General features: G+C 72.7%; 24 protein-coding genes and 1 pseudogene. 12 read left to right on the top strand and 13 right to left on the bottom strand.

What is annotated here, in order from left to right; all coding sequences use genetic code 11:
- The 5 genes and pseudogenes from ABZY33_RS27135 to ABZY33_RS27115 form a co-directional block, all read right to left on the bottom strand.
- Window positions 1-89, bottom strand: a pseudogene (locus tag ABZY33_RS27135) (Holliday junction branch migration protein RuvA); the annotation flags it as partial.
- Window positions 90-107: 18 nt separating this feature from the next.
- The gene (locus ABZY33_RS27130; RefSeq protein ID WP_356494302.1) at window positions 108-2,015 is read right to left on the bottom strand and encodes a glycogen debranching N-terminal domain-containing protein; all 1,908 of its coding nucleotides are present in this window, start codon (window positions 2,013-2,015) and stop codon (window positions 108-110) included.
- A complete protein-coding gene (locus tag ABZY33_RS27125) occupies window positions 2,012-3,373 on the bottom strand; it encodes a hypothetical protein (protein WP_356494301.1) in 1,362 nt (453 codons plus the stop codon). The genes ABZY33_RS27130 and ABZY33_RS27125 overlap by 4 nt, the downstream gene beginning before the upstream one ends.
- Complete coding sequence (locus ABZY33_RS27120) at window positions 3,370-4,170, bottom strand: sugar phosphate isomerase/epimerase family protein (RefSeq protein WP_356494300.1); 801 nt, start codon at window positions 4,168-4,170, stop codon at window positions 3,370-3,372. Before ABZY33_RS27120 ends, ABZY33_RS27125 begins: the two co-directional genes overlap by 4 nt.
- 15 nt (window positions 4,171-4,185) lie before the next feature.
- Window positions 4,186-5,232 carry a zinc-binding alcohol dehydrogenase gene (locus ABZY33_RS27115; RefSeq protein ID WP_356494299.1) on the bottom strand — a complete coding sequence of 349 codons (1,047 nt, stop codon included), beginning with the start codon at window positions 5,230-5,232 and terminating at the stop codon, window positions 4,186-4,188.
- A gap of 138 nt (window positions 5,233-5,370) precedes the next feature.
- Here ABZY33_RS27115 and ABZY33_RS27110 point away from each other — a divergent pair, with 138 nt between their 5' ends.
- The 5 genes from ABZY33_RS27110 to ABZY33_RS27090 all read left to right on the top strand — a co-directional run bounded on the left by ABZY33_RS27110 (window position 5,371) and on the right by ABZY33_RS27090 (window position 10,947).
- On the top strand, window positions 5,371-6,774 hold the full coding sequence (locus tag ABZY33_RS27110) for an extracellular solute-binding protein (protein WP_356494298.1): 1,404 nt from the start codon (window positions 5,371-5,373) through the stop codon (window positions 6,772-6,774).
- A 71-nt stretch (window positions 6,775-6,845) separates the two neighbouring features.
- Window positions 6,846-7,871 (top strand): sugar ABC transporter permease, encoded by a 1,026-nt coding sequence (locus ABZY33_RS27105; RefSeq protein ID WP_356494297.1) that lies wholly within the window; start codon window positions 6,846-6,848, stop codon window positions 7,869-7,871.
- Window positions 7,868-8,752: a carbohydrate ABC transporter permease gene (locus ABZY33_RS27100; RefSeq protein ID WP_356494296.1), complete on the top strand. Its 885-nt coding sequence runs from the start codon at window positions 7,868-7,870 to the stop codon at window positions 8,750-8,752. Before ABZY33_RS27105 ends, ABZY33_RS27100 begins: the two co-directional genes overlap by 4 nt.
- Before the next feature lie 60 nt (window positions 8,753-8,812).
- Window positions 8,813-10,060, top strand: a complete 1,248-nt coding sequence (locus ABZY33_RS27095; RefSeq protein WP_356494295.1) for an ROK family transcriptional regulator — start codon at window positions 8,813-8,815, stop codon at window positions 10,058-10,060.
- On the top strand, window positions 10,057-10,947 hold the full coding sequence (locus ABZY33_RS27090) for a Gfo/Idh/MocA family oxidoreductase (RefSeq protein WP_356494294.1): 891 nt from the start codon (window positions 10,057-10,059) through the stop codon (window positions 10,945-10,947). Before ABZY33_RS27095 ends, ABZY33_RS27090 begins: the two co-directional genes overlap by 4 nt.
- Before the next feature lie 51 nt (window positions 10,948-10,998).
- Here the strand turns inward: ABZY33_RS27090 and ABZY33_RS27085 are convergent, their stop codons facing one another.
- The 3 genes from ABZY33_RS27085 to ABZY33_RS27075 all read right to left on the bottom strand — a co-directional run bounded on the left by ABZY33_RS27085 (window position 10,999) and on the right by ABZY33_RS27075 (window position 13,961).
- A complete protein-coding gene (locus tag ABZY33_RS27085; protein WP_356494306.1) occupies window positions 10,999-11,814 on the bottom strand; it encodes an endonuclease/exonuclease/phosphatase family protein in 816 nt (271 codons plus the stop codon).
- 229 nt (window positions 11,815-12,043) lie between these two features.
- The gene (locus ABZY33_RS27080; protein ID WP_356494305.1) at window positions 12,044-13,168 is read right to left on the bottom strand and encodes a phospholipase D-like domain-containing protein; all 1,125 of its coding nucleotides are present in this window, start codon (window positions 13,166-13,168) and stop codon (window positions 12,044-12,046) included.
- A 154-nt stretch (window positions 13,169-13,322) separates the two neighbouring features.
- A complete protein-coding gene (locus ABZY33_RS27075; RefSeq protein WP_356494293.1) occupies window positions 13,323-13,961 on the bottom strand; it encodes a helix-turn-helix domain-containing protein in 639 nt (212 codons plus the stop codon).
- Window positions 13,962-14,025: 64 nt separating this feature from the next.
- Here ABZY33_RS27075 and ABZY33_RS27070 point away from each other — a divergent pair, with 64 nt between their 5' ends.
- Window positions 14,026-14,997: an SDR family NAD(P)-dependent oxidoreductase gene (locus ABZY33_RS27070; protein ID WP_356494292.1), complete on the top strand. Its 972-nt coding sequence runs from the start codon at window positions 14,026-14,028 to the stop codon at window positions 14,995-14,997.
- A 44-nt stretch (window positions 14,998-15,041) separates the two neighbouring features.
- Here ABZY33_RS27070 and ABZY33_RS27065 read toward each other — a convergent pair whose 3' ends face one another.
- Window positions 15,042-15,635 carry a TetR/AcrR family transcriptional regulator gene (locus ABZY33_RS27065; RefSeq protein WP_356494291.1) on the bottom strand — a complete coding sequence of 198 codons (594 nt, stop codon included), beginning with the start codon at window positions 15,633-15,635 and terminating at the stop codon, window positions 15,042-15,044.
- A 115-nt stretch (window positions 15,636-15,750) separates the two neighbouring features.
- Here ABZY33_RS27065 and ABZY33_RS27060 point away from each other — a divergent pair, with 115 nt between their 5' ends.
- Both ABZY33_RS27060 and ABZY33_RS27055 read left to right on the top strand, forming a co-directional pair.
- Window positions 15,751-16,188 (top strand): MerR family transcriptional regulator, encoded by a 438-nt coding sequence (locus tag ABZY33_RS27060; RefSeq protein WP_356494290.1) that lies wholly within the window; start codon window positions 15,751-15,753, stop codon window positions 16,186-16,188.
- Entirely contained in the window at window positions 16,185-17,165 is a 981-nt protein-coding gene (locus tag ABZY33_RS27055) for an NAD-dependent epimerase/dehydratase family protein (protein ID WP_356494289.1), read from the top strand. Before ABZY33_RS27060 ends, ABZY33_RS27055 begins: the two co-directional genes overlap by 4 nt.
- On the opposite strand, the gene ABZY33_RS27050 is transcribed toward ABZY33_RS27055, so the two are convergent.
- Window positions 17,127-17,540 carry a TetR-like C-terminal domain-containing protein gene (locus ABZY33_RS27050; RefSeq protein WP_356494288.1) on the bottom strand — a complete coding sequence of 138 codons (414 nt, stop codon included), beginning with the start codon at window positions 17,538-17,540 and terminating at the stop codon, window positions 17,127-17,129. The two genes, ABZY33_RS27055 and ABZY33_RS27050, sit on opposite strands and share 39 nt — an antisense overlap.
- A 140-nt stretch (window positions 17,541-17,680) precedes the next feature.
- On the opposite strand from ABZY33_RS27050, the gene ABZY33_RS27045 reads away from it, so the two are divergent.
- The gene (locus tag ABZY33_RS27045) at window positions 17,681-18,475 is read left to right on the top strand and encodes a thioesterase family protein (RefSeq protein WP_356494287.1); all 795 of its coding nucleotides are present in this window, start codon (window positions 17,681-17,683) and stop codon (window positions 18,473-18,475) included.
- A gap of 30 nt (window positions 18,476-18,505) precedes the next feature.
- Here ABZY33_RS27045 and ABZY33_RS27040 read toward each other — a convergent pair whose 3' ends face one another.
- A complete protein-coding gene (locus tag ABZY33_RS27040) occupies window positions 18,506-18,934 on the bottom strand; it encodes a VOC family protein (protein WP_356494286.1) in 429 nt (142 codons plus the stop codon).
- Between the two features lie 209 nt (window positions 18,935-19,143).
- Between ABZY33_RS27040 and ABZY33_RS27035 the strand changes: the two genes are divergently transcribed.
- Window positions 19,144-19,506, top strand: coding sequence for an STAS domain-containing protein (locus ABZY33_RS27035; RefSeq protein WP_356494285.1), 363 nt, complete (start codon window positions 19,144-19,146; stop codon window positions 19,504-19,506).
- A 661-nt stretch (window positions 19,507-20,167) separates the two neighbouring features.
- On the opposite strand, the gene ABZY33_RS27030 is transcribed toward ABZY33_RS27035, so the two are convergent.
- The gene (locus tag ABZY33_RS27030) at window positions 20,168-20,782 is read right to left on the bottom strand and encodes a TetR/AcrR family transcriptional regulator (RefSeq protein WP_356494284.1); all 615 of its coding nucleotides are present in this window, start codon (window positions 20,780-20,782) and stop codon (window positions 20,168-20,170) included.
- 112 nt (window positions 20,783-20,894) lie between these two features.
- Window positions 20,895-22,430, bottom strand: a complete 1,536-nt coding sequence (locus ABZY33_RS27025; RefSeq protein ID WP_356494304.1) for an APC family permease — start codon at window positions 22,428-22,430, stop codon at window positions 20,895-20,897.
- Window positions 22,431-22,840: 410 nt separating this feature from the next.
- Between ABZY33_RS27025 and ABZY33_RS27020 the strand changes: the two genes are divergently transcribed.
- Window positions 22,841-23,674: a PIG-L family deacetylase gene (locus ABZY33_RS27020; RefSeq protein WP_356494283.1), complete on the top strand. Its 834-nt coding sequence runs from the start codon at window positions 22,841-22,843 to the stop codon at window positions 23,672-23,674.
- A gap of 321 nt (window positions 23,675-23,995) precedes the next feature.
- Window positions 23,996-24,739 carry an oxidoreductase gene (locus ABZY33_RS27015; protein WP_356494282.1) on the top strand — a complete coding sequence of 248 codons (744 nt, stop codon included), beginning with the start codon at window positions 23,996-23,998 and terminating at the stop codon, window positions 24,737-24,739.
- Window positions 24,740-24,851: the final 112 nt, after the last annotated feature.

Below are 24,851 nucleotides of genomic sequence, written 5' to 3'. Positions count from 1 at the left end.
ATGGCGGGGCCGCCGGTGCCGAGCGGTTCGCCGAGGCGGTCCTTCAGCTCCAGGAGCAGCTTCTGGGCGCCTGTCCGGGTCAGGTGCGGACACCACCCCGCGCGCCGTCAGCCGCCCACGGTCTCCAGGGCGGTGCGCAGCGCCCACGGAGTGGCGGCCGCCCACGCCTGCGGGGAGCAGGAGTGGGGGTAGGGCACCGGCCCGGCCGCGTCCGTGCGGGCGTAGCCGCCCAGGACCTCGGGGAGCCGGTGGCCGTGCCGGGCCGCCGCGTCCAGCAGGCCGGTGGCGACGCGGCGGACTTCCCCGGCGAGGCCGTACCGGGCGAGCCCGAGCGCGATGACCGCGTTGTCGTGCGGCCAGGCGCTGCCGCGGTGGTACGACAGAGGGTGGTAGGGCCGCTGTCCCGCGGCGAGGGTACGGATCGCCCATCCGGAGAAGAAGTCCGGTGCGAGCAGGCGGCGGCCCACGCGCCGGGCCCGGTCCTCGTCGAGGACGCCGGACCACAGCAGATGGCCCGCGTCGGAGGCGAGCGCGTCCACCTGGCGGCCCGCACCGTCGAGGGCGAGAGCGGGGAAGTCGTCCGCCGCCATCCAGAAGTCCCGGGCGAACCGCTCCCGCAGCGCGTCCGCGAGGTGGTCCAACTCCCGTGCGTAGGACGGGTCGTGCCACACCTCATCGGCCAGGCGCGCCGTGCGCCGCAGCGCGTCGTAGGCGTAGCCCTGGGCCTCGCAGACGGCGATGGGGCCGCTCGCCTGGGTGCCGTCCTTGTGGCAGACGGCGCCCGCGGAGTCCTTCCAGTTCTGGTTGACCAGACCGTTCGGGTCCGGCGTGTACACCAGGTATCCGTGTTCACCCAGGCCGCCGTCGCCGCGCATCCAGTCGACCGCGGCCCGCGCGTGCCGCTCCAACTGGGCGGCCAGGGCCGGGTCGGCGGTCGTCTCGTAGTGGGCGTGCAGCAGCACCAGGAAGAGCGGCGTCGCGTCCACGGACCCGTAGTAGCGGCCGTACGGGATCTGCCCGAAGTGGGCGAGTTCGCCGCGCCGGGTCTCGTGCACGATGCGGCCGGGCTGCTCGCCGCGGAAGGTGTCGTACCGCGTCCCCTGGGTCGCGGCGAGCGCGCTGAGCGTGCCGGCCGCGAGAGCGGGCCGGTGGGGAAGCATGAAGTACGAGGTGAGCAGCGAGTCCCGGCCGAACAGGGTGAGGAACCACGGCACACCGGCCGCCGGGACGGCGACGGGCGTCCCGGCCACGCCGGTGGCGGGGACCGTCAACAGGTCCAGATCGGCCAGGCCTTGGGCGCAGGCCAGCCCCAATTCGCCACCTGGGCCGTCGAGTTGGCGGGCGTCCGGATCGGTGCGGAGCGCGGCGGCCGGCGCTCCGCCGTGCGGGTGCGCCGTGACCCGTAGCCGTACCTCGGCCCGGCCGTGGGCGGGCAGGGACAGCCGCCACCCCAGCCGGCGCGGGCCGCCGTCCTCTCCGTCGACGGTGCCGGGCGCGGGTTCGGCCGTCACAGCGGTGCGGGAGTGCCAGTCGTCCCGCCGGTAGTCGAACTCCACGCCCGCGTCCGTGCGACGGGCGCTACGGACCGCGCCGGGCTTGGCGTAGTGCCGGTCGTCCGCGCGCAGCTCGAAGGTGTCCGCGAAGTCGGCGTCCACGGTGACGGCGACGTCGGCCACGAGCGGGTCGGGGCTGTTGCTCACCAGGGTCAGCACGTCGGTGAACGCGCCCGCGGTGACCGCCTGGTGGCGGAAGACGGTGTACGCGGGTGGCGCGTCGCGGGTGCCCCGGGGGGTGAGGACGCACTCCCCGGCGCCGTCTTCGGTCGCGGTGAGCGGGGTCAGGACGGCGGGCGCGGTGCCGTCGACCGTGAGGTGCCAGCGGCTCAGGTGGCGGCCGTCCCGGACGAAGAATCCGTCGGGTGAGGTGCCGCGCGTGCCGCTGATGGTGCCGTCGGCGCCGAGGTGCGCGAACGTGGCGTCGCGCACCAGTTGGGCGCGCGGAGCGGTGGCGCTCATCGCTGTGCCTCCCTGGGGGCCTCTTCGGCGGCGAGCAGGTCGAGGGTGAGCGCGGCCGTCCAGGAGAACGCGCGGGCGCCGCGCCCCTCGCCCGTCGTCGGGTCGACGTACTCGGCGAAGCCGGTGGCGCCGGCTGTCTCCAGGATCGCGGTGCGGACCCGGTCGGCGTGGCGGTGCCGGCCGTGGGTGCGCAGGCCGCGCTCGATCAGCCAGGCGGTGTTGAACCAGGCGGGGCCGCGCCAGTACCGCGTGCGGTCGAAGGCCCGGCCTGTCAGGTCGTAGCTCGGCACCAGGGCCGTGGGACCGGCGTGGAAGCCGGGGCCGTCGAGGGTCGCGACGAGCCGGTCCACGACCGGCCCGGGCAGGCCGGGCGTGAGCAGCGGCACGAGTCCGGCGACGCTGCGTTCGCGCACGAGCGTGTCGTCGGCCAGGTCCCGGGCGAGGAAGAGCCCCGCCTCCGCGTCCCACAACCGGTCCACCAGGGCCTCGGTGGTGCGGTCCGCCCGGGCCCGGTGCGGTGCCGCGTCCTCGCCCAGGTACGCGGCGATCTCGGCGAGGGCGTGCTCGCCGGCGATCAGCAGGGCGTTGACACACGGGTCTTCCAGGGCGAAGCGGTGCCGGGCGGCCCGGTCGTCGTAGCCGGCGTCGCGGTAGTCGAGCGCCAGCTGGACGTAGCGGCCGTAGTCGAGGTCCGTGGGGCGGTCCGCGGGGTGGCCGTGGTCGAGGTCGGCGCGCCGGAAGCCGGCCGGGTCGGCCGGGGTGACGCGGGCGAGCGCGGTGTCCCAGCACGGGCTGTTGTCCATGCCGGGCTCCCACGGGTGCACGACGGCCGTCAGACCCCCGCCGCCCAGGTCGCGCGAGGTCAGCAGGTAGTCGTGCCAGGCGACGAGCCGCGGATAGAGCCGGGGCAGGAAGCCGCGGCGCCGTGACTCGCGCGGGTCGGCCCGGTGGGTGAGCCAGGCGGCGAGGGCGTGCACGGGCGGCTGGACGATGCCGGAGGTCTCGCGCTCCCGGGGCGCCCCGGCCCGGGCGCCCGCCGTCGAGGTGCGCCAGAAGTCGGGGCTCGGGAAGTAGGCGCCGTCCGGCACCGAGGGGTTGAAGACGATGTGCGGCACCCGGCCGTCGCCCCACTGGGCGGCGAACAGGGACTCCAGCTCGCGCTGGGCGCGGCGCGGCGACAGGTGCCGCAGGCCGATCGCGATGAACGCGGAGTCCCAGCTCCACTGGTGCGGGTAGAGGGTGCGGGACGGCACGGTGCCGGCGCCGGTCCAGTTGCCGAGCAGGACACGCGCCGCGCCGCGCCGCAGGGACAGACCCCCGGCGGCGGTGGGGGCGGGCCGGTCGAGGAGTGCCGTCACGCGCCGGACCCCTTGAGGAACGCGGGCACGGAGCGGACCGCCTCGACCGGGTCGCCGGTCAGGCGGCACTCGGCGGCCAGGTAGCCGTCGTACCCGATGGTGTGCAGGGCGCCGAGCCAGGCGGGCCAGTCGAGGTGGCCGGCGCCGGGCTGGAACCGGTTGGAGTCCGAGACCTGGGCGTGCCCGATGTAGGCGGCGTGCGCCACGATCGCGGCGGCCGGATCGGCCTCCTCGATGTTCATGTGGTAGCTGTCGATGCCGATCTTGACGGAGTCGAGGCCGACCTCGCGCAGCAGATCGGCCGCCTGGTCCAGGCGGTTGACCATGTGGTCCTCGTACCGGTTGAGCGGTTCGAGGTAGAGCGTGACGCCTTCGGCGGCGGCGTGCTCGCCCAGCTCGGTCAGTCCGGCGAGGAGGATCTCGCGGTCCTGTTCCGGCGAGCGCGGCGGCTCGAACGGGGGCAGGCGGCGGGAGAACATGCCGTACGAGGCAGGGGTCTGGGCGCCGAGCCCGCCGAGTTCACCGACGACGGTGAGCTGCGACTTCATCTGCACGATGGCGTCACGGCGCAGGTCGTCGTCGAAGGCGCCGAAGAAGTGCAGCATCTCGACGCAGACGGTCGGCATGACGACGCCGTCCTTGGCGGCCTGCTTCAGCTCGGGGAGCCGGGAGGCGAAGTGGAGGTCGCCCTTGGCCCGCAGTTCGATGGCGTCGTAGCCGGCGGCCTGCGCGAACTCCCACTTCTCCTGGAGGGTCTTGCCGGGCAGCAGCTGTTCCTGGGCAGCGGTCTTCAGCATGGGTTGCGGTACCTCTCAGAATTCCAGGACGACCTGGAGAGCGTCGGCGGGGCGTTCGTCGAGCAGGACGTAGGCGTCGGCGGCGTCCGCCACCGGGATCACGTGGCTGACCAGGCCCGCCACGTCGATGTGGCCCTCGGCGACCAGGCGCAGGAACGTCTGCTGGAGCCGTTCCACGCTCCAGCGGCCCGACAGCGGGGCGGGTACGCCGCCGATCTGGGAGCAGACGATCTCCACGCGGTTGTGGTGGAACTCGTCGCCGAGCCGCAGGCCGTTGCCGTCGCCCTGGTAGAAGCCGGAGGCGACGACGCGGCCGCCGACGGCGACCGAGCGGACGGCCTCGTGCAGCGCCGGGTAGGCGCCGGAGATCTCGATGGCGAGGTCCGCGCCGCGGCCGTCGGTGGCGGCGCGGATCGTGTCGGCCACCGTGCCGGAGCGGGCGTCGAGCGCGCTGTGCGCGCCGTACTTCCGGGCTGCCGCCAGGCGGACGTCCATCGCGTCGACCGCGGTGACGCGGGCGCCGCTGAGCTGGGCGAGGCGGGTCGCGATCAGGCCGATGACGCCCTGCCCGAAGACCGCGACGTCCTCACCGAGGTGGATCTGCGCCGACAGGATCGCGTTGTAGGCGATGGCGCCGACCCGGGCGAAGGCGCCGGCCAGCGGTGCGAGCCCGGCGGGCAGCGTGTGGCCGAGCATGCGCTCGGCGGGCACGATGCCCTCGCTGCGGTGGCCCCAGATGCCCCAGACCAGGTCGCCGACGGCGGGCATCCCCGGGGTGCCGGGCAACTCCGGGGAGACCTCGGTGACTTCACCGACCTCGGAGTAGCCCCAGCCGACGACGGGGTAGCTGATGCCGGCCGCGCCGTCGCGGAACAGCCGGGACTCCGCGTCCCAGGTGCGCGTCAGGTACGGGTTCGTGCCGCGGTAGGCGGTGAGCTCGGTGCCCGCCGAGATCCCCGAGAAGCGGGTGCGGACCCGCAGGTGGCCGGGGGGCAGCTCCGCGCTCTCGTGCCGGGCCACCTCCACCTGACGGGGACCTGTGAATTGAACGACGCGTTCCACGGACGACTCCGAAAAGGGTGGTGCGGGTGTTGGTTAGGTCGAGACTATCCACAACTTATGTCTTGTCAACAAGCAAAAGTAGTGCTGAGATGCGTCTCGGATAGACGTAAGTCGGCGATGAGGCGATGAGGACAGGCGATGCGCACCAGGACCCGCTGGTCGAGGACGACCGCGGCCGGCGTCACGGCAGCTCTGGGCATAGGACTGCTCACCAGTTGCTCCGGCAGTACCGGACCGGGCACACCGGACCGCGAGATCACGGTGTGGTCCCAGGAGAACCTTCCGGACCGGGTCGCCGCGACGCAGAAGATCATTGACGGCTTCGAGAAGAAGACGGGCGTCACGGTCCATCTCGTCGGCGTCGACGAGGGACAGATGCCGCAGCTCATCATGGCCGCCGCCGCCTCGGGCCACCTGCCCGACGTGATCGGCGCCGCCCCGCTCGGCCAGACCTGGCAGATGTACAGCAACGGTCTGCTCAACACGGACATCCCGCGGCAGATCGTCAAGAAGCTGGGTGCCGGGACCTTCAACAAGAACGCCCTGGACCTGACCACCGACAAGGCCGTGAACCTCGGCGTCCCCTCCGACGCCTGGCTGCAACTGCTCGTCTACCGCAAGGACGACTTCGCCAAGGCCGGGCTCGGCACGCCGGACACCTACGGCAAGCTCCTCAAGGCGGCGAAGAAGCTCACCACCAAGGGCCACGACGGCATGTCCGCCGCCACGGACCCGTCCGACGTGTTCACCTCCCAGAGCTTCGAGAGCCTGGCCCTCGCGGACGGCTGCCAGATGGTCGACGCCCGGCACGAGGTCGCCCTCGACTCACCGCAGTGCCGGACTGCCTTCGACACGTACGACAAGCTCGCGCGCGAGTACGGGGCGCCCGGCACCCAGACCGTCGACTCGACCCGCGCCACCTACTTCGCGGGCCGCTCCTCGATGATGATCTGGTCCTCCTTCCTCCTCGACGAACTGGCGGGCCTGCGCAAGGACGCCCTGCCCAGCTGCAAGCAGTGCGGCGACGACCGCCGGTACCTCTCCGACCACACCGGCATCGTCTCCGCGCTCAAGGGCACGGACTCCGACCGGGCCGCCCAGTTCGGCGAGGTCACCTCCTGGGTCACCACCAAGACCGCCGAGACGGACGCCTCCCGCCAGTTCATCGAGTACATGATGGGCAGCGGCTACGAATCCTGGTTCGGCATGGCCCCCGAGGGCAAGATCCCGGTCCGCCGGGGCACCGCCCAGGACCCCGGGAAGTACCTCGCCGCCTGGCGCCACAGCAAGCTCGGCGTCGACGACCGCAAGCCGCTCGACGAGGTCTACTCGCCCGCACTCCTGAGGCAACTGGCCGACGGCGTCGGCAACATCCGCCGCTGGGGCATCGAACAGGGCGAGGGCGCACTCGTCGGCGCCACCAACGGCGACCTGCCCGTCCCGAAAGCCGTCGGCGCCATGACCGGCGGCCAGACCTCCCCCGGGCAAGCCGCCCAGGAGGCGCAGGACGAGGTCGCCGCCCTGAAGAAGTCCCTCCAGTAGCGCCCCCGCGGCACCAGCACCCGCGGCGGCCCCTCCCCGCCGTACGCCGTCGCCCTCACGAAAGCCACGCCATGACAACCCCCACCACCAGCGCGGACCAGCGCCCCGGCCCCGCGGACGGAGCGCCCGAACCGCCCACCGGCCGCCGCCGCACCCGCCGCCCGCTCACCGCGAGCCGCCGCGAGGGCCGCGCCGGTCTCGCCTTCGTCAGCCCCACCTTCGTCGTCGTACTCGTCGTCGTGGTGCTGCCGATCCTCTGGACGGTCCTGCTCGCCTTCCAGCACGCCAAGCTCGTCGACATCCAGGGCATGGGCCTCTTCGGCCACTGGAGCCTCACCAACTTCGCGCAGGTCTTCGACTCCGCCGGCTTCTGGTCCAGCCTCGGCACCACCGTCCTCTACACCGTGGGCGGCACCTTCGGTTCCGTCGCGCTCGGCCTCGTCGCCGCGCTCGCCCTGCGCAAGCCCTTCCGCGGCCGGGGCCTGCTGCGCGCCGCGATGCTCCTGCCCTACGTGGCGCCCGTCGTCGCCGTCGCGTTCGTCTGGGAGACCGCGCTGAGCCCGCAGTACGGCATCGTCAACGACTGGGGACAGCGCTTCCTCGGCTGGGACGACCCCATCGCCTTCCTGTCGACCCGCGAGTACGAGGTCCACCTCCTCGGCCTGCACGCCGACATCCCGCTGGCGCTGCTCACCGTCATCGCCTTCGAGTGCTGGCGCTACTTCCCCTTCGCCTTCCTGTTCATCCTGGCCCGCCTGCAAGCGGTGCCGGACACCCTGGAAGAGGCCGCGAAGGTCGACGGCGCCACCCCCACCCAGCGCTTCCGGCACATCATGCTGCCCCAGCTGATGCCGGTCATCGCGCTGCTGTGCGTGCTGCGCTTCATCATGACGTTCAACAAGTTCGACGACGTGTACCTGCTGACCGGCGGCGGCGCCGGCACCGACGTGGCCGCCGTGCGCGTCTACGACTTCCTCACCTCGCGCTACGACGTCGGCGCCGCGGCCGCCCAGGCCCTCGTCCTGGCCGCCGCCCTCATGGTCCTGCTGGGCCTGTACTTCAAGTTCTTCGGCAACAAGATGCAGGAGGAGTCGTGACCCGCAAGGCGGCCCTGACGCGAGCCCAGTTCGAGGAGCGGTTCTTCGGCGTCGCGCGATGGGTGGTCATCGCCTTCCTCGCCCTGATCACCTGCGTGCCCTTCTACTACATGCTGCTGCTGTCGGTGAAACCCATCGACGCGCTGCTGCTCGACCCCGGCTCCCTGTGGGTGTCGGCCAAGCAGTTCACCCTCAGCACCTACAGCGAGGTGCTGCGCTCCACCGCCGACGGCGGCCAGGGCTTCCTGCTGCTTCTGCGCAACTCCGCCCTGGTCTCGCTCGGCACCGTCGCCCTCACCCTGCTCGCCGCCGTCCCCGGCGCGTACGCGATCAGCCGGCTGAAATTCTTCGGCGGCCGCCAGATCAGCGCCCTGTTCCTCGCCGTCTACCTCTTCCCGTCGACGCTGCTCGCCGTCCCGCTGTTCGTCATGTTCGCGAAGATCGGCCTCTCCTCCAGCCTCGCCGGCCTCGCGATCGTCTACGTGGCCCAGACGGTCCCCGTGGCGATCTACATGCTCAAGAACTACCTCGTCACCATCCCGTACTCCATCGAGGAGGCCGCCGCCCTCGACGGGTGCAGCCGCCTCCAGGCGCTGCGCAAGGTGATCCTGCCGCTGGCCCTGCCCTCCCTGATGGCGACCGGCCTGTACGTCCTGATGATCGCCTGGAACGAATTCCTCTTCGCCCTGCTCTTCTTGGCCGCGGACCCGGACAAGTGGACCGTCTCGCTCGGCCTGGCCCAGCTGGCCAACGGCATCGAGGTCTCCAAGACCGTCCTCATGGCCGGTTCCGTGGTGCTGACGATCCCCGTGGTAATCCTGTTCTTCGCCGCCGAACGCCTGCTCACCGAGGGGCTCACCGCCGGTGCGGACAAGAGCTGACCGACACAGCGGCCGATCCGGGGCACCGGACGACACGGCCGCACGAGGGGGAGAGATGCGATGACCACGCCGAGCCCGGCGAGCGCCGGAGGGCTGCTGCAACTGATCCGCGGCGGCCGCGCCAACACCCGGACCGACCTGCAGCGCGCCACCGGCATGTCCCGCTCCACGGTGGGCCACCGCCTCGACGAGCTGAACCGGGCCGGCTGGCTGCGCCAGGACACCGGCACCTCGACCGGCGGGCGTCCCTCCCACCGGATCGTCTTCGACCCCGGCCACGCCGCCGTGCTCGCCGTCGATCTGGAGACCCGCTACGCCCGCGTCGCCGTCCTCGACCTCGCGGGCACCATCCTCGCCGAGCACACCGGCGACCTCGACATCGGCGACGGCCCCGACCGGGTCCTCGACGAACTGGCCCGGCGCTTCCCGGACCTGCTCGCCGCCGCCGGCACCCCGCCGGACAAGATCTGCGGCGTCGGCCTGTCCGTGCCGGGCCCGGTGGACTGGGACAAGGGACAGATCGTGCAGCCGCCGATCATGCCCGGCTGGGACCGGTTCCCGGTCCGCGAGCGGATGCAGGAGGCGTACGCGCACCACGTCGGCGCCTGCATGCAGGACGCGCGGGGCGGGGGCGTCCCGGTCTTCGTCGACAACGACGCCAACCTGATGGCGCGCGCCGAACAGCGCGGCGGTCACCCCGACTGCTCCGCCTTCGTCCTCGTCAAGGTCTCCACCGGCATCGGCGCCGGCGTCGTCGTCCACGACGAGTCGTTCCGCGGCATCGACGGCGGCGCCGGCGACATCGGCCACATCCGGCTGCACGACCGGCCCGACGCGCTGTGCATGTGCGGCTCCTACGGCTGCCTCGCCGCCGTGGCCAGCGGCGGCGCCCTCGCCAGGGAACTGTCGGGCCTGGGCCTCGACGTCACCACCGCGACCGACGTCAAGGCGCTCCTGGACCAGGGCCACCCCGACGCGGTCCGGCTCGCCCGGCAGGCCGGCCGCCGGGTCGGCGAGGTCCTCGCCACCGTCGTCACCCTGCTCAACCCCGGCGTCCTGATGCTCGCCGGAGACCTCGCCGGGATCCCCTTCATGACCGGCGTCCGCGAACTGCTGTACCAGCGCGCGATGCCGCGCACCACGGCCCACCTGAGCGTCGTCACCTCACGGCTCGGCGAACACGCGGGCCTGATCGGCGCCGCCGCCATGGTCGTCGACGTCCTCTACGCGCCGCAGCGCGCCGACGCCCGCCTGCGGGCGCTCACCGCGGCCGCCCCCTCCGCACCGAAGCCACAGGAAGAACAGTGACCGAGACCGCCGCATGGACCCACGACCCCGTCCGGGTCGGACTCGTCGGCGCGGGCCCCTGGGCCCGCGCCATGCACGCCCGGATGCTCGCCGCGGGGCCCGAGACCCGGCTCACCGCCGTCTGGGCCCGGCGCACCGAGGCGGCCCGGGAGACCGCCGCGCCCTACGGGGCCCGGGTGGCGGCGGACTTCACCGAACTGCTCGGCCACTGCGAGGCCGTGGCGTTCGCGGTCCCGCCCTCCGTCCAGGCCGAGCTGGCGCCGCTCGCGGCCGAGGCGGGCAAGGCGCTGCTGCTGGAGAAGCCGCTCGCCCTGGACCTCACCGCGGCCGAGCGCCTGGTGGACGCCGTCGACGCGGCGGGCGTCGTGACACAGCTCGTCCTGACCAAGCGGTACCACCCGCAGACCCGGCGGTTCATCGAGGAGGCGCGGCGGCTCGACGTCACGGGCGCCCGCTCCTGCTACCTGCACGGGGCGTTCCTCGGCGGTGACTTCGCGACGTCCTGGCGCCTGGAGCACGGTGCCCTCTACGACCTCGGCCCCCACCTGCTCGACCTGCTGGACGCGGCCGTCGGACCCGTGGCCGACCTCCGCGCGACCGGTGACTCCCGCCGCTGGATCGAGCTGACGTGCGAGCACGAGAACGGCGCGGTGAGCCAGGCCTCCCTGTCGGGCACGGTCGCCCGGGAACGCTCCCTGACCCGCGTCGAGCTCTTCGGCCCCGGCCCCGAACTCGTCTACGACACGGCGGGGATCGACCACGACGAGTGCTGGCCGGTCCTGCGCCGCGAATTCGCCGAGGCGGTCCGGGCGGGCCGCTCCGGGGAGCTGGACGCGCACCGGGGGCTGCGGCTGCAACGGCTGCTGGACCGGGCCGCCAGCAGGTGACCGCCGGCCACGGACGCCTGGCCGGACATTCCCCGGCAGGCCCCGTGGCCGCTACCGCGTCCGCACGTCCGCGCGCAAAGAATCGTGGTCCGAGAACGCGCTGGACCGCACCCGGTGGTCGCGGGCGGTGAGACCGCGCAGGAAGACGTAGTCGAACTTGCTCCGCCAGTCGGTGGTCGTCTCGCAGGTGCCGCCGTGGGACGCCGGGCGGCACGCCGGGTCCGCGTCCGTGGCCAGCGCCCACATCGGGGCCAGTTCGGGAGCGTCCGGCACGGCGTTGAAGTCGCCGAGCACGATAGCGCGGTCGTACCGGGCGACCGCCGGGGCCAGGACGCGGACCTGGCCCGCCCGGACCTCCGGCTGCCTGCGCTCGGCGAGGTGCGTGTTGAAGACGCGGACGGGCCGGCCGCCCACCTCCGTGGTCACGGCCAGGTACCCGCGGTCCTCGGTGCCGCCGTCGGGGTACTCCACGAGCACACGGCCGGAGACCGGCCCCGCCGAGAGGATCGCCTGACCGTACGCGCCGGGACGCCACGGCAGTCCGCCGCAGCGGCTCCACTTCCGCAGGACCGTCCCGTACGCGACGTCGTAGACCAGGCCGTAGTACTTCTCCAGGTACTCCCGGATCTCCTCGACGTCGCGTACACACGCCTCTTGCAGCCCGAACACCTGCGGCGCGTAGGCGGCGATCTCCGCGGCCCGGCCCAGGTTGTGCCCGGCGCGGCCACAGGGGTTGCAGATGTTCCAGGTCAGTACCCGGCCCGGCACGATGCCGGTGGCGGCGCCGGCGGGGAGCGCCGGGGCCTCCGCGATCAGCGCGCCGCCGGGCGCGCTGGGGCCGACGAGCACGACGCAGACCGCGGCCATGACGGCCGCGAGCAGCCGCGGGCTCCGTCCGGGCACCCTTGCCTCCCCGCGGTGACGGACCGGCCGGGCCGCCCCCGGCCGTCTCCGTGCACGAGGGTAGGCGACGCGGTGCCGGCGGACCTGTCCGGGCCGGGGGTTGCCCGCCGCCCCGCACCGACGCCGGTCACGGACGGTGCAACCGCAAGGTCACGGCGGCCGCGCCGAGCGCCGGCACCTCGACCGGGACGCCTCACAGGAAGTGCTGCACAGCCCGGGTCGCCGTCTCCGCGGCCCGGAACGACAGCGGGCGCTTCGCCCACCGGCCGGGGTCCACCGCCCGGCTGTGGGAGACGTCGGTCTCGTAGTCGGCGTCCAGGGCGGCGGTGAACTCCGGGTCCAGGACGGCGAGCATGACTTCCTCGTCGTGGTCGAGGGAGCGCCGGTTGAGATTGGCCGAGCCGATGAGCGAGGCCGTGCCGTCCACGGTGACGATCTTGCAGTGGAGCATGGTCCGCTGGTACTCGCGCACGGTCACCCCGCACTCCAGCAGCCGCTGGTAGTGGTGGCGTCCGGCGATCCGGCTGATCTTCTTGTCGGTGTACGGGCCGGGCACCAGGAGCTCGACCTCGACGCCGCGCCGGGCGGCGGCGCAGAGCAGTTCGACGAAGCGGTCGTCGGGCGAGAAGTAGGCGGTGGCCAGCCGCAGGCGCCGCTCGGCGGACTCGATCGCCACGCGCAGCAGCGTCTGGATGTCCTGCCAGCCGAGGCTGGCCGATCCGCGCACCACCTGCACGACGGCGTCGCCCTTCGGCTCGTGCTCGGTGAACCGGTCGCGCTCGTCGAAGAGTTCGTCATGGCACTCCGCCCAGTTCTGGGCGAACGCCGCGCAGATCCCGTCCACGGCCGGGCCCTGGACCAGCACATGGGTGTCCCGCCACTCGTGCGGGCCGCGGGCGTCGCCGCACCACTCCTCGGCGATACCGACGCCGCCGGTGAACGCGGTCACCTCGTCGACGACGAGAACCTTGCGGTGACAGCGGTGGTTCTGCTTGAACGGCGACAGCAGCAACGGCTTGCGGAACCAGGCGACATGGACACCCGCCTCCTCCATCAGGACGAGAAGGTCCTGTTCGATGGTGCGGCTGCCGAACGCGTCGAGCAGCAGCCGGACCCGGACGCCCGCGCGCGCCCGCTCGGCGAGGGCCTGGGCGAACTCGCGGGCTATCTCGCCCTGCCAGTAGACGAAGGTCATCATGTCGACGGTGTGCCGGGCCTCGCGGATCGCGCTCAGCATGGCCGGGAAGATCTCGTCACCGTTGCGCAGGGGCGTGAGCTTGTTCCCCTCGGTGGCGGCGATGCCGATGAGGCGCTCCATGCGGCGGCGCAGGCGCTGACACCCTTCGGCACCGGGTCTCCCGGACGTCTGTTCGGGTGCGGTGGCCGTGGTGGTGGCAGACATGTGTTTCTCCAGGTGGGAGCGGAGGCTGGCGCGCCTCCGCATGCCCCGTCACGTCGTGTTCACACCTCGGTCACCGTGCCGAGCCGGGCGCCGTTCCGGCGGAAGGCGCGCGGTGCACCAAGAGGTCGACGGCCGTCCTCAGCCGCGTCAGGTAGACCTCTCGTGACGTGACCTGATGCTTGAGGCCGATCGACGTACTGATCAGCGTCTGCGCGACCAGGACGGCTCTCTTGCGCCCGCACTCGGCGGCGAGCGCGTCCGTGACCAGCTCCTCGAAGCGGCGCCGGGTGGTCTCGGCGATCTCTCCGAGCAGGTGCGGATTGTCCGCGACGACCTCGGGGACGTCACCGGCCGCCGGGCCGACGTACCGCCCCGCCCAGTGGTCGAACGCCTCGACGAGACGTTCCGCGAGCGGGCTCGTGGCCCGGGTGCGGCCGCCGGGCGAGCCGCTGCCGGCGGTCAGGACCTGTTCGACCGCCATGATGTCCCGCTCCAGCGCCTGGGTGGCCGCGGCACGGAACAGCGCCTCCTTCGACGAGAAGAGGAAGTACAGCCCGGGCCGGGAGATGCGCGCCGCCCGCGCCACCTCGTCCATCGAGGTCTTGCGATAGCCATAGCGCGCGAACGTGGTCATGGCGGAGTCCAGGACCAGGGTCCGGCGGTCGGTCTCCGCGTCCACCGAAGGATCGCCGACGTCAGAGCTGCTCATGGGGCGAGCATACGAGCAGACGCCGCACTATACGAATAGCGTCCAATCTGTATAGTTGCGCGTCATGGCCTACCGACCGCGCATCACCACGCCCTTCACCGCCACCAGCACCGCGGACGAGGTGCTCCGCGGTGTCGATCTCACCGGTCTCCGGGCGGTCGTGACGGGAGCCTCCTCCGGGATCGGCCGCGAGACGGCTCGCGCGCTGGCCGCTGCCGGGGCGCAGGTGACGCTCGCCGTCCGGGACACGGACGCGGGGGAGGACGTCGCCGCGGCGATCGCGGGGACCACCGGCGGCAGCCGGCCCCGTGTCGTCCCTCTGGACCTCGCCGACCAGGCCACGGTCGCCCGCTTCGTGGACGCGTGGGAGGGTCCGCTGCACCTGCTGGTCAACAACGCGGGTGTGGTCACCGGTGGCCTCGAACGGACGCGCGAGGGCTGGGAGGTGCAGTGGGCGACGAACCATCTCGGCCACCTCGCCCTGGCCGTCGGTCTGCGCCGTGCCTTGGCCCGGGGGGCGGCGGACCGTGGTGGCGCGCGGATCGTCGCCGTCAGTTCGACCGCGCACATGCGGTCCGGCATCGACCTGGCCGACCCGCACTTCGAGCATCACGCCTACGACCCGCAGATCGCCTACGCCCGGTCGAAGACGGCCAACTCCCTCTTCGCCGTGGAGGCGACCCGCCGCTGGGCCCGCGACGGCATCGTGGCCAACGCGGTGAATCCGGGCGGGGTCGCGACAGGCTTGCAGCGCCACTTCACCCCGCGGCAGAAGGCATCCCTCGACGCGGCCGAGGCCGCCGGGGTCTTCACGTACAAGACGGTCGAGCAGGGGGCGGCCACCAGTGTCGTCGCGGCCGTCGCACCGGAGTTCGCCCGCTCCGGCGGCCACTACCTCGACGACGGGCAGGAGGCGTACACCGTGCCGGACGACGCCGACCTCGCGCAGCATCCGCACGGCGTCAAGGAGTGGGCCCTCGACCCCGACGCGGCCGAGCGCCTGTGGGACGTCTCCGCACAGCTGCTGCGCCTCTGACGCCCGGCGCCCGCCCGGTCACGTAGGCGGGCGAGGCGGGACGGTCAGGCGGCGTGGCCTTTGCCCGTACGCAGCAGACCGTCGACCCCGCGCAGGAACGTCGCGGAGATCAGCGCCGGGTCGAAGAGGCAGCCGGCGGCCATGGCGCCGTCCCGCAGCATGACGAAGTGCCGGCCCGCCTCGTCGGCGGGGGCGCAGCCGGCCTGCCCCAGCAGGTGCGTCGCGGTATCCAGGAACCACTGCCGATGCGCGAGGACCGTCCGGTGGACCGGGTGGTCCGCGTCCGGATACTCCGCTGCCGCATTCAGGAAGGCACAGCCGCGGAACCCGGAGGACCGGATGCCGCCGGCGATGGACCGGCTCACGCCCCGCACCGCGTCGGCGGCCGTGACTGCCCCGGCCCTACCCGCGGCGACCTGCTCGCGGATGCCTTGATCGGCCTGCTGGAGGTAGGCGAGGATCAGCTCCTCCTTGCCGGTGAAGTGGCGGTACAAGGTGGCGCGCGTGACCTGAGCCTCCGCGAGAACCCGGTCCACGCCGACGGAGTGGATGCCCTCGGTGTAGAAGATGCGGGTCGCCGTGGAGAGCAGCCGGGCCCGCGCCTGCGACGTGCTCCCGTCTCGCGTGCTCGTACCCATGCGGCCAGCGTAACAGCGAACGGGGAAGAACGTTCGGTCTCATGATGTCCACGGGTCTCGGGCGCCCCCGACGCGCGCTTGCCTTCAAGCGCTTGAAGTATGTTCTGCTCCCTGCATGACGGATTTCTCCATCCAGGACGCCGCCCGGCGCAGCGGGCTGAGCGAACCGACCCTGCGCTATTACGAGGACATCGGGCTGATCGGGCCGGTCGGCCGCGACGCGAGCAGCGGCCACCGGCGCTACCGCGAGGGGGACCTCGACGAGCTCCAGGCCCTCGCGTGCCTGCGCGCGGTCGGCATGAGCATCGAGGACATGCGCACCTATCAGGCCAACCGGACCCGCGGACGGTCCGCCGCCGCCGAACAGCGCGATCTGCTGCTGCGCCACGCCGACCGCGTGACGGCGGAGATCGCCGCCCAGCACGCCCGGCTCACCTATCTGCGGGAGAAGGCCGCGCTCTGGGACGCCCGCGACCGCGGCGACACCGCGGCGGAGGCGGAGGCGACACGGCGTTCCCTCGACGCGGCGGAGCGGCTGGAGGTGGCGCGATGAGCCCGGTCCTGGTCACCGGCGGCTCCGGCTATCTCGGCAGCCACCTGGTCGCCTCGCTCCTGCGGGCCGGAACGGAGGTGCGGACGACGGTACGTTCGCCCGACCGGGCGCAGGAGCTGCGGGCTGCCGTGCGCCGCGGCGGCGCCGACGACGCGGGGCTGGAGATCGTCACGGCGCACCTGCTGTCCGACGACGGCTGGACCGCTGCCCTGGCCGGCTGCGAAGAGGTGCACCACGTGGCCTCACCCATCCCGGTCGCCCAGCCCGACGATCCTGACGAGTTGATCGTGCCCGCCCGCGAGGGGACTCTGCGGGTGTTGCGCGCGGCACGCGACGCGGGGGCCCGGCGCACCGTGCTCACCTCGTCGTTCGCGGCGGTCGGTTACACGCCCAAACCCGGCGCCGAGTACACCGAGGACGACTGGACGGACCCGGACACCCCCGCTCTCGCCCCCTATCCCCGGTCGAAGGCGATCGCCGAGCGCGCCGCGTGGGAGCTGATGGAGCGCGAGGGCGGTGACACCGAACTCGTCGTGGTCAACCCGACGGGCATCTTCGGCCCGACTCTGACGACGACGCTCGGCTCCTCGATGCACCTGGTCAAGGCGATGCTCGACGGGACGATGGCCGTCGCGCCACGCGCCCGCTTCGGCGTCGTCGACGTACGCGACGTGGCGGAACTGCACCTGCGCGCGATGGCCACGCCCGCGGCGGCGGGCCGGCGGTACCTTGCTGTCGCCGACGGCCCCTCGCTGAGCTTCGTCGAACTGGCCGGCATCCTGCGCGCCCGCCTCGGCCCGCTCGCCGCGCGGACCCCCGAACACGAGGCGCCGGGCGCGCCCCTGCCCCGTCCGGTCATCCACAACGACCGGGCCCGCGAGGAACTCGGCTGGCGACCGCGCCCCGCCGCGACGACGATCGTGGAGACGGCGGAGTGCCTACGGGACCTGGGGTTCCTGGAGGTTGGCGGACGGTGACGGTTGTGCTGACCCAACTGGGTTGGTGCAAAGGGTAGTTGCGGCTGGATCCATCGCGTCGCCGCACGCCTCGTCCAGTCTGGCCACCCGGCTGACGATGGCGTCGGCGATGCTTTCCGCGGGCCAGGGGAAGATGCGGGTCACGGCCTGCTGGTGGGCGAGGCCGTGCAGGCAGACCCAGAGGGTCACGGCGTCCGCCTCCGGGTCGGTGGCCGCCGATCGTCCCGCCGCGACGCAGGCGGCGAGTGTGTCGGCGAGAAGGCGCAGCGCGCCCGCGCCGAGCGTGGTCAGCTCCTCCTCCGTGAGGCGCTCGGTGCGGGGCTGCAGGTCTGGCTGCGGGACCTCAAGACCGCGGCGGAGGCGCGTGCCGGCCATTGATCCGACGCCGGAGGCCGCGTTACCCGCTGTCTCGCGCCTTCTCCGGGCGACCAGTTCACCTGTGTTGCCGGTGAAGGCCGGGCCGGTGTGACGGCGGACAGGCCGGCGTGAGGGTGGGCCGGTAGGGTCACGTCTTCATGAGCGAGTCCTTCTACCACCGCACCGGTCCTCGTACGTTCAAGCCGACGCCCGCCACCGAGAGCCCCTGGGACCGGTCCCTCCAGCACGGCGGCCCGCCCTCGGCCCTGCTGCTTGGCGAGATCGAGCGGACCTTGGACGGGCACGGGCGGATCACGTCGGCGCAGATCGACTTCCACGGGGCCATTCCGCGCGAGACCGGCGAGGTCGCCGTACGTACGCTGCGTCCCGGCCGCCGGGTCCGGCTCGACGCGGCCACCCTGACCGTCGGCGGACGGGTGGTGGCCGAGGCCAGATGCTGGTCGATGGCGACAAGTGCGGGCGCCGACAAGCGGGTCGAGCACGCGGCGGCCCCCTTGCCCGGCATCCCCGATCCCGTGCCCGGTCCGCCCTTCCCCGGCTTCCCGGAACCCTGGCACTACCCCGACGCGATCGACTGGCGGCCCGTGACCGGCGGCGGGGGCCGGTCCGGTCCGGCCGTGGTGTGGACCCGCGTCAAGGTTCCGGTGGTCGCGGGAGAGGCGCCGACCCCGCTGCAACGGCTGGCCGTGGTCGCCGACTCGGCCAACGGCCTCTCCCGCGAACTCCCGCTGGACTCCCACCTCTTCGTCCCCACCGCCCTGCACCTGAACCTGCACCGGCACCCGCACGGCGCATGGGTCCTGCTGGACGCCCGCACCTCACTGTCCGGCGACGGAATCGGCACCACCCACACGGACCTCTGCGACACCACGGGCACGCTGGGCACCGCCGGTCAGCCGCTACTGGTCCAACCCCGCGGCGCAGCGCGGTAGTTGGCGGACAGGGCGGCAGGCGCCCATGCCTCAGTCGATACAGAACTCGTTGCCCTCGATGTCCAGCATCGGGATGCACGCGTCGCTGCCGTCGTACAGCGTGCGCACGTGCACCGCCCCGAGCGGCACGAGGCGCGCGCGCTCGGCCTCCAGCGCGGCCAGCCGCTCCTCGCCCACGAGTCCGGTGCCGACGCGCACGTCGAGATGGACCCGGTTCTTGGCCGCCTTGCCCTCGGGGACGCGCTGGAAGTACAGGCGCGGTCCGTCCCCCGACGGGTCGACGCAGGCGAACCACGCGTCGCGCCGCTCGGGCGGCTGCGCCTCCTTGTACGCCTCCCACGTCGCGAACCCCTCGGGCGGCGGCGGCACGACGTACCCCAGGACCTCGCACCAGAAGAGGGCGAGGCGCTCGGGTTCCGCGCAGTCGAAGGTGACCTGGAACTTCCTGATCGACGTCATCGGGTCACCGTAGGAGGCTCCGTCCTGCGGCGAAACCCCGAATCCGGGGGAGCGGGACCCCGAACGTGGCGCGGGGGAGGGCCGTTCACTCCGCCTCGCCGGGGGTGTGACCCATGGTTGTGCAACCGTGCCCTGACGCGCCCTTCGGTCGCGCCGCGTCGGGGAGCTACCGTGTCTTCTCACGAGGTTGTGCCGACGGAGAGGAAGACGTGCCAGAGAACCGCGACGGTGCCGGAGCAGACCGGCTGACCGTCACCGCCGCCGCCGACGGCGACGCATGCGTCATCACGGTGAGCGGAGAGATCGACCACGACACCGGCACGCCCCTGCGGGAGGCGTTGCTGGACGCCACGATCGCGGAGACCCCGCACGTACTCGTGGACTTCAGCGACGTGACCTTCCTGGACTCCAGCGGTCTGAACATCCTGCTGAGCGCCCACCGCAACGCCACGGACGCGGGCGGCTGGCTCCGGCTGGCCGGGACCAACGCGAACGTGCTGCGAATTCTGCAGATCGTCGGCGTGGACACCATCATCGGCCTCTACCCCACGGTGCCGGCTGCGCTCGCCTGACGCCGCCAGGGGCGCGCCCCACCGCGATCGGCCCCAGCCGGCAGGCCGGGCCGAACCACCACCCGGCACCCGCCGATCGAGCTGCTGTCGGCACGGGCCCGTTCCTGCGCTGACCCGCCGGTCGAGGTGCTGCCCGCGCGGACCCGTTCCTGCGCCTCCCTAGGTGCTGCCCGCACGGGCCTCGGCCCTGCGCCCACCCGCTGACCGGGGTGCTGCCCCCACGGGCCCGGCCCTGCGCTCGGCCCATGGGCCGGTCCTACACCGACCCGCCGGCCTAGGTGCTGCCCGTACGGGCCTCGGACTTGCGTCCCTCGCCGGTCTAGGTGCTGCCCCCACGGCCTCGCCCTGCGCTCGGTCCATCGATCGAGGTGCTGCCCGCGCGGACCCGTTCCTGCACCGGCCGAGATCCTGCCCGCACAGGCCCGTTCCTGCGCCCACCCGCCGGCCGAGGTGCTGCCCCCACGGGCCCGGCTCTGCGCTCGGCCCATCGATCGAAGGTGCTGCCCACAGACCCGGTCCTGCGCCCACGCGCCCTCCGAGATGCTGCCCGCACGATCCCGGCCCTGCGCCCACCCGCCGGCCTAGGTGCTGCCAGCCCGGGCCCCGTCCTGCTCCACCCCCCCCCCCCGGCCGAGACGCCGCCTCCCCCCGGACCCCGCCCTCAGACGGCCGAGCGCAGATAGGCCAGTGCCATGTCCAGCGCCGCCTCCAGGTGCAGAATGCTGCCGGTGGCCATCAGGATGGTCACGCCCCCCTGGATCGCGGCCACGACCGCGGCCGCCGCGCGGTCCGCGTCCAGCCGCCGCCCCACCGCGCCGCTCTCCTGCATGCGCCGGACACCCGCGCTCAAAGCCGCCTGCCACTGCGTGATCAGCCGGGCGGTCAGCTCCTGGGCGGCCGGGGTCGTCCGGCCCAGTTCGGTGATGAGCACACCCAGCGGGCAGTTGACGCCCTGCAGCTCGTAGCGGCGTAAGACGGCGTCACGCCACTCCTGCCACGCCTGCCACGTGCTCAGATCGCTCAGGTGGGGTTCCTGGTCGGTGAGGACGCGGTCGGCCTCGCGGGCCGCCACCGCCAGCAGCAACTCCTCCTTCCCGCCGGGGAAGTAGTGGAAGATCTGGCTCTTGCTCGTCGAGGTGCCGGCGCGGATGTCGTCGAGCGTGGCAGCCGAGGCGCCCCGCTCCCGGATGATCTGCGCGGCGCCTTCCACGATGCGGTCCCGTGTAGCCGCGCCCTTACGGGTCAGACGCTGTTCCCCTGCCGTGTGGCTGACCATGCGGCCGCTGCCTCCTGTCGGGTTTCTGGACTTCAGAGTCCATTTTACGGGGAGGGCACCTCGTGTGCGGACCTCACCCCAGCCCGCGCGGCGCCGCCGGCGAACGACGCGCTCAGGGTGCGGGATCCGTGCGCAGATGCGCGGCGCCCGAGCGGACCGCCCAGCCGAAGACCGCGAACGCGGCGGCGCCGACCACCAGGGAGTCGTACGGTGCCGGCAGGTGTCCGGAGCCGCCGAACGTGCCGAGCCAGGACAGCAGGGTCAGCGCCGCCAGGATGCAGACGAGCCAGGCCCCGTGACGCAACTCCCTGAGCACCGGACCGCCGCCCGGCCCGCGGCGCTGGAACAGGAAGAGCGGGACACCGACGAGGACGAGGGGCAGGGCCAGCCGGAGGTCGTCCCAGCCGGACCAGTAGACGAACTCGATCGCCACCGCGAAGCTGACCGGCGCGATCCAGCGCACCCCGGGCATATGGCCGTCCGCGAGCGGCATGCCCCGCTCCCGGTCGTGCGCGCGGAAGGACGCCACGGCCACCGCCGAGGCCGCGTAGATGAGCAGATACATGTCTCCCATCACGCTCACGATGTCCTGCCAGCCGCCGAACGGCAGCATGAACACGACGATCACCGCGAGGTTCAGCACGAGTGCGCGCCGTGCGCTGCCGGACCGGGGGTCGATCCGCATGAAGAAGCGGGGGAGCAGCCCGTTCTTCGCGAGGGCATACGTGTGGCGGGCGTCGATCGCCACACCCACATAGGCGGAGCCGCCGGGGGAGACCACCGCGTCCGCGTAGAGCAGCGTGGCCAGCCAGTGCAGGTTGAGGACGAGGGCGAGCTGGCCGAACGGCGACTCGAAGTTGACTCCCTGCCAGCCGTGCGCGAGCAGCGAGTCGGGCACCGTGTAGAGGAAGGCGAGTTGCAGACCGAGGTAGACGAGGACCGCGAGGCCGATGCCGGCGAGGACGGCGGCGGGAACGTTGCGCCGCGGATTGCGGGCCTCGCCGGAGAAGTCCAGCGGCGCCTGGAACCCGTTCACGGAGTACACGATCCCGCCGCCGGCGAGGGCGGTGAGGCAGGCCGCGTACCCGTAGGGGGCGAACCCGCCGTGGTCCGTCAGGCGGCCACCGTGGGTGCCGGACAGGAACAGGGCGACCACCGTGAGGACCGGCACGACGACCTTGAACACGGAGACCAGGTTGTTCACGCGCGCGAACATGCGCACCGCGAACCAGTTCAGCGCGGTCAGCAGCACGCTCAGCGCCGTCGCGACGCCCAGACCGGACGCGGTGAGGGTGCCGCCGTGGTAGAGCCCGGGCACGTAATGGGCGGCGTACTGCATGATCGCGCTGATCTCCGCCGCGGTGCCGCCCACCGAGAGCAGGACGGACCAGCCGACGACCGTGCCGACCAGGCGGCCGTTCGCGTACAGCGGCCAGCGGACCGTACCGCCGCCTTCCGGCCTGGTCGCGCCGAGTTCGACCATGACCAGGGCCACCAGAGCGCAGAGCAGCCCCGCCGCGACCCAGGAGAGGAGGGCCGCGGGCCCGGCGGTCTGGGCCGCGTACATGGCGGCGAACAGCCAGCCGGAGCCGAGGATGTTGGAGAAACCGATCGCGGTCAGCGCCCAGAACCCGAGATCCTTGCGCAGCCGGCTCTCCTCGGTACGGACGTCCGGGGCACCGGCGGTCCGGGCCGGCTGTTCCTGCGCCACGTGGCGCACCTCCTCGACGATCACGGGGTGAGGGGGACAGGGTGTCACGAGCGCGGTCGCCTCGGCTCGACCGCGGCCCGGTCCGCGCCGCCCGGGGACCGTCCGCGGGCCGCCGCCCGGTCACGGCGTCGACCGCACCACGGACAGAGCCGCGCAAACCGAGCGGGCCCGCCGGGAACAGCCGGTCCGGTCGGCACTGTTGCATCCAGCGAGGCACCGGCGTCGCCCGGGCGGGAAGAAACGGGGACCACGAGGTCGTCCGCCCGGCGGGGGCCGGGCCTGCGGGTGCGTGGTACGTCTGCCGCGCGCCTGGACCGAGACGTGTTTTTCCGCAGGAGGACTGTTCCATGACTGACCGGCCCTTGACGCTCATGGCCGTGCACGCCCACCCCGACGACGAAGCCACCAGCACCGGCGGGGTCCTCGCACGGTACGCGGCCGAGGGCATCCGCACGGTGCTCGTGACGTGTACCGACGGCGGCTGCGGTGACGGACCGGGAGGCAGCAAGCCGGGCGACCCCGGCCACGATCCCGCGGCCGTCGCCCGGATGCGCCGCCAGGAACTGGAGGAGAGCTGTGCCGTCCTGAAGATCAGCGATCTGGAGACGCTGGACTACGCCGACTCCGGGATGATGGGCTGGCCGAGCAACGACGCCCCCGGGTCCTTCTGGCGGACCCCCGTCGCCGAAGGCGCCGCCCGCCTCGCGGAACTCATGCGCGCGTACCGGCCCGACGTGGTCGTCACCTATGACGAGAACGGCTTCTACGGCCACCCCGACCACATCCAGGCCCACCGCATCACGATGGCGGCGCTGGAGCTGACCGAGCTGACTCCGAAGGTCTACTGGACGACCATGCCCCACTCGGGGATGCGGCGGTTCGGGGAGATCATGCGCGAGTTCCAGGAGGACATGCCGGAGCCGGACCCCGCCGAGACGGCCGCGATGGCCGAGATCGGTCTCCCCGACGACCAGATCACCACGTGGGTCGACACCACCGCGTTCAGTGACCAGAAATTCGATTCGCTCGCCGCGCACGCCAGCCAGGGCGAGAACATCTTCTTCCTCAAGATGGGCAAGGAGAGGTTCGGCGAGCTGATGGGCACGGAGACGTTCCTGCGGGTCAAGGACGCCACCGGCGCGCCCGTTCCCGAGAACGACCTTTTCGCCGGCCTCCGCTGAGGCTTCTTGCGCTGACCAGACGCGCACCGGTCGAGTACGTCGACCGGTGCGCGTCTTTTCGTGTCCGGTGCGCGCTTCTTCGCACCGCCGCACCCCGGTCGCGCACGCGACCCGGCCGACTGCCGAAAGCCGTATAGGAAACGCCTATATCCCCTGCTCACTATTGGTCTTTGCCGCCCCGTCCCGGCCGAACCTACGGTGAGACACGGCTCGCCGAGGAGAACAGCACCGCGCATTCCCATCATGCGTCCGTCGCACGGAAATGCATTTCCGTCTCTCTCCTCTCCGGCGGCCGAACCGAACCGAAGCGAAGGACATTTCATGCGAGAGTTCGAAGGAAAGCGCGCCGTCGTCACGGGCGGCTCGCGGGGCATCGGCGCGGCCGTCGTGCGCGGGCTCCTGGAGGCGGGCGCCGAGGTCCTCACGACCGCCCGGTCCGAGGCGAGCACTGTGCCGCGGGGCGCCGCTTTCGTGGCGGCCGATGTGCGGACCCGGGCCGGTGCGGAAGCCGTCGCCGAGGCCGCCCTGAAGACGCTCGGCGGTGTGGACATCCTGGTCGACAACGCGGGCGGAGCGGGGCCCTACCCGGAGGCCCTGTCCATCCCGGACGAGGAGTGGCAGGACCAGCTGAACCTGAACTACCTGGCGGCGGTGCGCCTGGACGCACTGCTGACCCCCGGGATGCGGGAACGGCGTTCGGGCGCGGTCGTGCACGTCTCCTCGGCCGCCGTCCCCGTGGCGTTCCCGCCGTTCCTGCACTACACGGCGGCGAAGGCGGCGCTGCGGAACTACAGCCGGGGCCTCGCGCTGGAGCTGGCCCCGTCCGGGGTCCGGGTCAACGCGGTGTCCCCCGGCAGGACCGCCACTCCCGGTGGCGAGGCGACGCGGGAGCAGTGGGCGACCCTGAGCGAGGGGCCGGGCCAGGACACCACGACCCCTCCGCTGGGGCGGGACGGGCGGCCCGAGGACATCGCCGACGCGGTGCTGTTCCTCGCATCGGACCGGGCGAGCTGGGTGACCGGGCAGAACCTGACGGTGGACGGCGGTGAGTTCCCCCTCGGCTGAGTCCGAACGCCCTTGATACGAAACCCCGTTGTAGACACCACCTAAGGCGGCGTGCTCTCATGCCCGAGACCTCACGCGCGGGGCCCCTGGAGTCCAGCGGCGGCCGCACGCG

Source organism: Streptomyces sp. NPDC006552 (assembly GCF_040611655.1).
In the GTDB taxonomy this organism is placed as follows: Bacteria; Actinomycetota; Actinomycetes; order Streptomycetales; family Streptomycetaceae; genus Streptomyces.
Note: the sequence above shows the minus strand (reverse complement) of the source record. Positions and strands in the feature narration are given on the sequence as shown.